Annotated in this window: 8 protein-coding genes; all 8 read left to right on the top strand. The window is 74.4% G+C overall.

Features of this window, described 5'->3' with window-relative positions:
* Positions 1-1,369, top strand: a 1,369-nt coding sequence (locus tag J1M41_RS08450; RefSeq protein WP_206451557.1) for an ABC transporter permease, incomplete at its 5' end; no start/stop codon positions are given.
* Positions 1,366-2,673: an ABC transporter permease gene (locus tag J1M41_RS08445; protein WP_095347466.1), complete on the top strand. Its 1,308-nt coding sequence runs from the start codon at positions 1,366-1,368 to the stop codon at positions 2,671-2,673. The genes J1M41_RS08450 and J1M41_RS08445, both read left to right, overlap by 4 nt.
* A gap of 2 nt (positions 2,674-2,675) precedes the next feature.
* Entirely contained in the window at positions 2,676-3,107 is a 432-nt protein-coding gene (locus J1M41_RS08440) for a cytidine deaminase (protein WP_010079337.1), read from the top strand.
* A 74-nt stretch (positions 3,108-3,181) separates the two neighbouring features.
* Positions 3,182-4,516 (top strand): thymidine phosphorylase, encoded by a 1,335-nt coding sequence (locus J1M41_RS08435; RefSeq protein ID WP_206451556.1) that lies wholly within the window; start codon positions 3,182-3,184, stop codon positions 4,514-4,516.
* A 4-nt stretch (positions 4,517-4,520) separates the two neighbouring features.
* Positions 4,521-5,168 carry a DedA family protein gene (locus J1M41_RS08430; protein WP_206451555.1) on the top strand — a complete coding sequence of 216 codons (648 nt, stop codon included), beginning with the start codon at positions 4,521-4,523 and terminating at the stop codon, positions 5,166-5,168.
* Positions 5,169-5,192: 24 nt separating this feature from the next.
* Complete coding sequence (locus tag J1M41_RS08425) at positions 5,193-6,404, top strand: adenosine deaminase (RefSeq protein ID WP_041102916.1); 1,212 nt, start codon at positions 5,193-5,195, stop codon at positions 6,402-6,404.
* A 7-nt stretch (positions 6,405-6,411) separates the two neighbouring features.
* Positions 6,412-7,218: a MazG nucleotide pyrophosphohydrolase domain-containing protein gene (locus J1M41_RS08420; protein ID WP_206451554.1), complete on the top strand. Its 807-nt coding sequence runs from the start codon at positions 6,412-6,414 to the stop codon at positions 7,216-7,218.
* Positions 7,219-7,395: 177 nt separating this feature from the next.
* Positions 7,396-8,673 (top strand): phosphopyruvate hydratase, encoded by a 1,278-nt coding sequence (gene eno / locus J1M41_RS08415; protein ID WP_206451553.1) that lies wholly within the window; start codon positions 7,396-7,398, stop codon positions 8,671-8,673.
* Positions 8,674-8,921 lie beyond the last annotated feature (248 nt).

Genomic DNA, 8,921 nt, shown 5'->3' with positions numbered 1-8,921 from the left:
CGCCCGGCCCGCCCCCGCCGACTCCGCCCTGCGCCGGATCCTCTCGGGCAACGGCACGGTCACCGCCCTGGCGATCCTGCTGTCCATGCTGATCTCCGGCCTGCTGATCATCGCCGTGGACGAGGACGTCCGCGACGCCGCCGGCTACTTCTTCGCCCGCCCGGGCGACCTGCTCTCCGCCGCCTGGGCCGCGTTCGCCGGAGCCTTCGCGGCCCTATTCCGCGGCGCCGTCTTCAACTACCGGGCCTCGGACGCGACGGGCATGCTCTACCCGCTCACCGAGACCCTCACCGTGGCGACCCCGCTGATCATCATCTCGCTGGGCATCGCCATCGCCTTCCGGGCGGGCCTGTTCAACATCGGCGGCCAGGGTCAGTTCATCTTCGGCGCCATGTTCGCCACGTGGTTCGGCGTGCACCTGCACCTGCCGGCCGGCGTGCACCTGCTGCTCGTCGTCGTGATGGGCGTGCTCGGCGGCGTGCTGTGGGGCTCCGTCGTCGGCGTGCTCAAGGCCTGGACGGGCGCGCACGAGGTGATCCTCACGATCATGCTCAACTACGTGGCGGTGAACCTGCTCGCCTACCTGTTGAACACCCCCGTCCTGCGGGCGCCCGGCACCACGAACCCGGTGTCCGCGCCGCTGGACCGCTCCGCCATGTTCCCGCGGCTGCTGGGGACCGACTTCCGGCTGCACTGGGGCTTCTTCGTCGCGCTGCTGGCCGTGCTCTTCACGTGGTGGCTGATGCAGCGCTCCACCCTCGGCTTCCGCCTGCGGGCCGTGGGCGCCAACCCGGACGCCGCCCGCACGGCCGGCATCTCCGTCAAGGGCTCCTACCTGGCCGCCATGGCGATCTCCGGCGGCCTGGCCGGCCTGGCCGGCGCCACCCACGTGGCCGGCACGGAGAGCACGCTGAACACCTCCGTGGCCGGGTCCTTCGGCTTCGACGCGATCACGGTGGCGCTGCTCGGCCGGTCCCACCCGGTGGGCGTGCTGTTCGCGGGCCTGCTCTTCGGCGCCCTGCGCGCCGGCGGCGTGACCATGCAGACCGAGACCGGGGTGCCGGTCGACATCGTCCTCGTGGTGCAGTCCGTGATCGTGCTGCTCATCGCGGCCCCGCCGCTGGTGCGCGCCATCTTCCGGCTGCCCGCCCCGGGCGCCGCGCGCGCCCGCCGCGCGGCCGACCCCGTGACCCAGCCCGCCGTGGCCGGCGCCGCGCTGACCGGCGCCGGCGGCCACGCCGCCGCCCCGTCCACGGGCGTCCAGGAGGCCGCGGCCGCCGCCGTCGCGGACCCGCAGGCTCCGACCACTGCACCCACGGACACGGCCCCGACCCACCGCCCGCACGAGCAGAAGGGGGACGCCCGATGAGCGCGACCGCCGCCCGGCCCCACGCCGACGTCGTCCGCCCCGAGGCCGCCGAGCCCGCCCGGGTCGTGGTCCGGCACTGGACCACCCCGATCGCCCTGACGATCCTGACCCTGCTGGCCCTGGCCGTCTTCGCCCTCGGCGCCCCCGAGGCGGCGGCGACCTTCCGACTCTCGAACGCGTCCGACGCCGTCGTGCTCCCGGACCTGACCGCCGACCCCGTGCTGGGGGGCTGGCTGCTCGTCGGGCTCATGGCGGTGCTGACCGCGGTGGCCTGGCTGGCGACCCTGCGCTCGGGGCGCACCCCCGGCTGGGCCGCGGCCCTGTTCGCCGTCGCCTTCGTGGCCGCGTTCCTCATCTGGGTGATCGGCTCGGCGGACAACACCACCGTGTTCCTCACCGGCCTGATCGCCGGCTCGTTCGCGCTGGCCGTCCCGCTGATCTTCGGCTCGATGGCCGGCATCCTGGCCGAGCGCTCGGGCGTGGTGAACATCGCGATCGAGGGTCAGCTGCTGGCGGGCGCGTTCACGGCCGCCGTCGTCGGCACCGCCACCGGCTCGCCCTGGGCGGGCCTGGCCGCCGCGATCGTGGCCGGCGTCCTCGTGTCCTGGCTGCTCGCCGTGTTCTCGATCAAGTACCTGGTCAACCAGGTGATCGTCGGCGTCGTGCTCAACGTGCTCGTGGCCGGCCTGACGAGCTTCCTGTACTCCACCGTCCTCACCGGCGGGGACACCGAGCTCAACGCGCCGCCGCACTTCCCGAACCTGCGGATCCCGGGCCTGGCGGACATCCCCGTGCTCGGGCCCATCCTGTTCAACCAGACGATCCTGGGCTACGCGATGTACCTGCTCGTCATCGCGCTGTGGTTCGCCCTGTTCCGCACCCGCTGGGGCCTGCGCGTGCGCGCCGTGGGCGAGCACCCCAAGGCCGCGGACACCGTGGGCATCGACGTGAACCGCACGCGGTACGCCGCCGTCCTGCTGGGCGGCGCGGTGGCCGGCATGGGCGGGGCGTTCTTCACGCTCGTCTCCGCGTCGTCCTTCACCAAGGAGATGACGGCGGGCCAGGGCTTCATCGCGCTCGCGGCCGTGATCTTCGGCCGCTGGAACCCGATCGGCGCGTTCTTCGCGGCGCTGCTGTTCGGCTTCGCCACCAACATGCAGTACGTCCTGGCGATCCTCGGCACCCCGGTGCCGAGCCAGTTCATGGCGATGCTCCCGTACCTCGTCACGGTGTTCGCCGTGGCCGGCCTCGTGGGCCGCTCGCGCGGCCCGGCCGCCTCGGGCGTGCCGTACGTGAAGGAGTAGCCGTGGCGGACGGGCAGCACACGACGACGGCGCCGCGCGTGGACTGGGACCGGCTGCGGGCCGCGGCCCTGGCCGCCACGGAGCACGCCTACGTGCCCTACTCGGGGTTCCGGGTGGGCGCCGCCGCGCTCACCGACGACGGCCGCCTCGTCTCGGGCTGCAACATCGAGAACGCGTCCTACGGGCTGACCCTGTGCGCCGAGTGCGCGCTGCTGGCCGACCTGCGCATGGGCGGGGGCGGCCGACTGGCCGCGTTCGTGTGCGTGGACGGCGAGGGCGTGCTCACCATGCCCTGCGGGCGGTGCCGCCAGCTGCTGTACGAGTTCCGCGCCCCCGGGCTCGTGCTGCTCACCCCGGCGGGGGAGCGGGGGATCGACGCGGTGCTGCCGGACGCCTTCGGCCCGGCCGACCTGGAGCGGGCGGACCGTCCCTGACCTGCGGCGCGCTCCCGGGCCCGCTCGCTAGAGTCGGAGGCTGACCGTCGCAGCCGTCCTCCGAGGAGAACCCCATGACCGCGCAGCCGCAGGCCGAGCCCTTCGACGCCGTCGAGGTGATCCGCACCAAGCGGGACCGGGGGACGCTGTCCCCCGAGCAGATCGACTGGGTGGTGGACGCGTACACCCGCGGCGTGGTGGCGGACGAGCAGATGTCCGCCCTGGCCATGGCGATCCTGCTCAACGGCATGGACCGCGCCGAGATCGCCCGCTGGACGGACGCGATGATCGCCTCGGGCGAGCGCATGGACTTCGGCGGGCTCACCACCCCGGACGGCCGCCCCCTGGCCACCGCGGACAAGCACTCCACCGGCGGCGTGGGGGACAAGATCACCCTGCCGCTGGCCCCGCTCGTGGCCTCCTTCGGGGTGGCGGTGCCGCAGCTGTCCGGCCGCGGCCTCGGCCACACCGGCGGCACCCTGGACAAGCTCGAGGCGATCCCCGGGTGGCGGGCCGACCTCAGCAACGAGGCGATGCTGCGCCAGCTCTCCGAGGTGGGCGCCGTGATCTGCGCGGCCGGCTCGGGCCTGGCCCCGGCGGACAAGCGCCTGTACGCCCTGCGCGACGTCACCGGCACGGTGGAGGCCATCCCGCTGATCGCCTCCTCGATCATGTCCAAGAAGATCGCCGAGGGCACCGGCGCCCTCGTGCTGGACGTCAAGTGCGGCTCGGGCGCGTTCATGAAGGACGAGGCGTCCGCCCGCGAGCTGGCCCGGACCATGGTGGACCTCGGCCGGGACGCCGGGGTGGACACCTCGGCGCTGCTCACGGACATGTCCGTGCCCCTGGGCCGGACGGCCGGCAACGCCCTCGAGGTCCGCGAGTCGGTGGAGGTGCTCGCCGGCGGCGGCCCGGCCGACGTCGTGGAGCTCACCGTGGCGCTCGCCGCCGCGATGCTCGCCGGCGCCGGGGTCACGGACGTGGACCCGGCCGAGCACCTGGCCAACGGCCGGGCGATGGACGTGTGGAACCGGATGATCGAGGCCCAGGGTGGCGACCCGCGCGCGGACCTCCCGACGGCGGCCCACACCGAGGACGTCGTCGCGGAGACGGACGGCGTCCTCACCGAGCTGGACGCGATGGCCGTGGGCCTGGCCGCGTGGCGCCTCGGCGCCGGGCGGGAGCGACAGGGCCAGGCCGTCCAGGCCGCGGCCGGCGTCGAGGTGCACGTGCGCCCCGGCGAGCGCGTGGCCCGGGGCCAGAAGGTGCTGACCCTGCACACGGACACGCCGGAGCGCTTCGAGCGGGCGAAGGCCGCGCTCGCCGGCGGCTGGGCGGTCGGCGAGCTCGACGACGACGCCGCCCGGACCCTGCGCGAGCGCTCCGTGATCCTGGACCGGATCGGCTGACCGGATGCTCGCGTGGCTCGAGGGGGCGATCCTCCACGCCTCCGCGCAGTGGTGGGTTCTGCCGCTGACGCTGCTGCTGTGCCTGCTCGACGGCATCGTGCCGGTCTTCCCGTCGGAGTCGGTGCTGGTGGCCCTCGGCGCGATCGTCCGCGACGGGCATCCGTTCTCCCTGTGGGCGCTGTGGGGGGTCGGCTTCGCGGGCGCGTTCCTGGGGGACGTGGCCGCGTACGCGATCGGCCGTGCCGTGGGCGTGGAGCGGTTCCGGTGGATGCGGCTGCGGCGGGTGCGGGCCACGGTCGAGGTCGCCCGTCACCACCTGCACAGTCACGGCGCGCTGCTGCTGTTCACCGCCCGGTTCATCCCCGGCGGCCGCGTGGCCCTCAACTTCACCGCCGGCGCCACCCGCTATCCGCCGGTGCGGTTCGTGGCGCTGGACCTGCTCTCCACGGCCAGCTGGGCCGCGTATTCGATCATGATCGCGCGCCTGACCGCGGGCTGGCTGGAGAACCCGGTGCTGCAGATCGCCGTCTCCGTGACGGGTGCCGCGCTCGTGGGCCTGCTGCTGGACCGTCTGCTCAAGGCCCTGCTGCGCCGCCGGCTGGGCGCCGGGGTGAAGGGCCTCACCCTGGCCGAGCAGGAGGCCCTGCGCTGAGCGCCCTGCCGTAGAGTGACGCCCGTGACGACGACGCAGCTTCCGGACACCGCATCCCCCTCCCCGCTCGAGGTCGACCTGGCCGTCCTGCCCAAGGTCTCCCTCCACGACCACCTCGACGGCGGCCTGCGCGTGGGCACCGTCCTCGACCTGGCCCGCGAGGCCGGCGTCGAGGTCCCCGCGGACACCGTCGAGGGCCTGGCCGAGTGGATCGCCGAGCACGCCAACGGCGAGTCCCTCGAGAAGTACCTGCAGGTCTTCGCCCTGACCACCGCCGTGATGCAGACCCGCGAGCAGCTGCGCCGCGTGGCCCGCGAGTTCGTCGAGGACCTGGTCGCCGACGGCGTCATCTACGGCGAGATCCGCTGGGCCCCCGAGCAGCACCTGGCCGGCGGGCTGAGCCTGGACGAGGCCGTCGAGGCCGTGCAGGCCGGCCTGGACGAGGCGGTCGAGGCCGCCGACGCCGCGGGCCACGTGATCCGCGTGGGCCAGCTGGTCACCGCGATGCGGCACGCCGACCGGGCCCAGGAGATCGCCGAGCTGGCCGTGCGCCACCGCGAGGCCGGCGTCGTGGGCTTCGACATCGCGGGCGCCGAGGCCGGGTTCCCGCCCTCCCGCTTCGCCGACACCTTCACGTGGCTGGCCGCCCACCACCTGCCCGTCACCGTGCACGCGGGCGAGGGCGACGGCCTGGACTCCGTCCGCTCGGCCCTCGTGGACGGCCGCGCCCTGCGTCTGGGCCACGGCGTGCGCCTGGCCGAGGACATCTCGGTGGAGTACGGCGGCGTGGACGAGGACGGCGAGCAGCTGGACGAGCTGACCGGCATCGTGGACCTGGGCGAGACCGCCGCGTGGGTGCGGGACCGGCAGATCGCCCTGGAGGTCTGCCCGTCCTCGAACCTGCAGACCGGCGCGGTGGACGCCGCGGCGGGCATCGCGGGCCATCCCATCGACCTGCTCGTGCAGCTCGGCTTCCGCGTCACCGTGAACACGGACAACCGGCTCGTCTCGGACGTGTCCCTGACCGACGAGCTCTACCTGCTCGCCGAGACCTTCGGCTACTCGCTCTCCGAGCTGCTGGACCTGCAGCTCAACGCCGCCGAGGCCGCCTTCCTGTCCGTGGACGAGCGCGAGGACCTCGCCGAGATCCTCGTGGCCGGCTGGGGCGAGGTCATCTCCGGCGACGCCGTCGGCCCGGTCCTCGAGGAGCTGGACGACGAGGACGAGGACGACTGATCCGCCCGTGAGCGCGAGTGTGGACCGTCTGGTGGCGGTGGTCGAGGCCCTGCGCGACCACTGCCCCTGGACGGCCGCGCTCACGCACGCCGACCTCGCCGAGTACCTCGTGGAGGAGGCGTACGAGGCGGTGGCGGAGATCGAGTCCCGCGACGCCGCCGCGTGGGCCGACGTGCCCGCGCGTCGGGCCGACGGCGCGTACCCCGCCCTGGCCGCCGAGCTCGGGGACGTCCTGTTCCAGGTGGTGCTGCACGCCGCCGTCTCCCGGGCGCCGGGCGCCCCGGCGGAGACGGTCGGGTTCCGCCTGGACGACGCCGCCGACGCCCTCACGGCCAAGATGATCCGGCGCAACCCGCTCGTGCTCACCCCCGAGGGCGGCCTGCGCCCGGCCGAGGAGCTCGCCGCCGTCACGCCGGAGGCCGTCGAGCTGGCCTGGGAGCGGGTCAAGGCGCAGGAGCGGGCGGCCGCGGGGCTCTCGCCCGCCGCCCCGGCCCACGACGACGGCGGCACCGGCCCGGGCCTCGACGTCGGCGACATCCCGGCCCGGCTGCCGGCGCTGGCCGCCGCCGCGAAGGTGGTCGACCGCGCGGCCCGGCAGGAGCCGGACCCGCTCGCCGCGCACGTCCCGGCGCCGGCCGCCGAGGCGGGGGAGCGCCCGGCGGCGGTGTGGCCCGACGAGGCCGCGCTCGGGGCGGAGCTGTTCGCGCTGGTGCGCCGGGCCCGGGCGGCGGGGCTCGACCCCGAACGGGCCCTGCGCACCACGGTGGCGCGGGTGCGTGCGGGGGACTGGTCGGCCCTGCGCCCGTCCGGCTGACGCGGCGCCGCTCCGGCCCGGCCGCAGCCCCGACCGCGCCCCAGCGACATCGCAGCAGGGGGGAACGGCGGTCTTGTCGCCGGCGCGCGGCCGACTGGAACCTGAGGTCCCAGCTAGGCTGAGGCCGTGTCCACGCCGCGGGCACGACTTCCGACTTCGATTGAAGGAGACCCGTCCATGGCCCTGATCGACGCCATCCACGCTCGCGAGATCCTCGACTCGCGCGGCAACCCCACCGTCGAGGTGGAGGTCCTGCTCACCGACGGCTCCCTGGGCCGCGCGGCCGTGCCCTCGGGCGCGTCCACCGGCGAGTTCGAGGCGGTCGAGCGCCGTGACGGGGACAAGAAGCGCTACGGCGGCAAGGGTGTGCTGGACGCCGTCGCCGCCGTCGAGGGCATCGCGGAGGAGCTCGAGGGCGAGTTCGCCGCGGACCAGCGCGCCGTGGACCGCGCGATGCGGGACCTGGACGGCACCCCCAACAAGGGCAATCTGGGTGCGAACGCGATCCTGGGCGTGTCCATGGCCGTCGCGGCGGCCGCCGCGCAGGCCTCCGACCTCTTGCTCTACAAGTACCTGGGCGGCCCGAACGCCCACGTGCTGCCCGTGCCGATGATGAACATCCTCAACGGCGGCGCCCACGCGGACTCCAACGTGGACATCCAGGAGTTCATGATCGCCCCGATCGGCGCCCCGTCCTTCCGCGAGGCCCTGCGCTGGGGCACCGAGGTCTATCACGCCCTGAAGACCGTGCTGCAGGAGAAGGGCCTGTCCACCGGCCTGGGCGACGAGGGCGGGTTCGCCCCGTCCCTGGAGTCCAACCGGGCCGCCCTGGACCTCATCGCCGAGGCCGTGACGAAGGCCGGCTACCGCCTGGGCGAGGACATCGCGCTGGCGCTGGACGTCGCCTCCTCCGAGTTCTTCGACAAGGGCTCCTACACCTTCGAGGGCCAGCAGCGCTCCGCCGAGGAGATGGCCGCCTACTACACCGAGCTGGTGGACAACTACCCGATCGTCTCCATCGAGGACCCGCTCGACGAGGACGACTGGGACGGCTGGCAGCACCTGACCGCGCAGCTGGGCGATCGCGTCCAGCTGGTGGGCGACGACCTGTTCGTCACCAACGTGGAGCGGCTGCAGCGCGGCATCGACGAGAAGGCCGGCAACGCCCTGCTCGTGAAGGTCAACCAGATCGGCTCCCTGACCGAGACCTTCGACGCGATCGCCCTGGCCCAGCGCCACATGTTCCACTGCATGATCTCGCACCGCTCGGGCGAGACCGAAGACACGTTCATCGCGGACCTCGCGGTGGCCACCAACGCCGGCCAGATCAAGACCGGCGCCCCGGCCCGCTCGGACCGCGTGGCCAAGTACAACCAGCTGCTGCGCATCGAGGAGGACCTGGACGACGCCGCCGTCTACGCGGGCCGCTCCGCCTTCCCGCGCTTCCGCGGCTGACCGTCCCCGACGACGACGCGCGGGCCCGCCCGGATCCCTCCGGGCGGGCCCGCGCCCGTCCCGGCGCGACCAGGATCCTGTCAGGGGCGGGCAGTAGGCTGGGAGGGTCCCCGCCACGCGTCCGAAGGAGTCCGCGATGAGTCCGCGCCGCCCCCGCGTGCCCCGTGTCGACCCGACGACGGGCGCCCCGCGCCGGACCGCCGTCGCGGCCCCGGCGGCCGCGGACCTGATCGTGGTGAAGGTCCAGC

Source organism: Micrococcus sp. KRD096 (assembly GCF_017168495.1).
GTDB classification, from domain to species: Bacteria; Actinomycetota; Actinomycetes; order Actinomycetales; family Micrococcaceae; genus Micrococcus; species Micrococcus luteus.
This window is presented reverse-complemented; position numbering and strand designations above follow the sequence as displayed.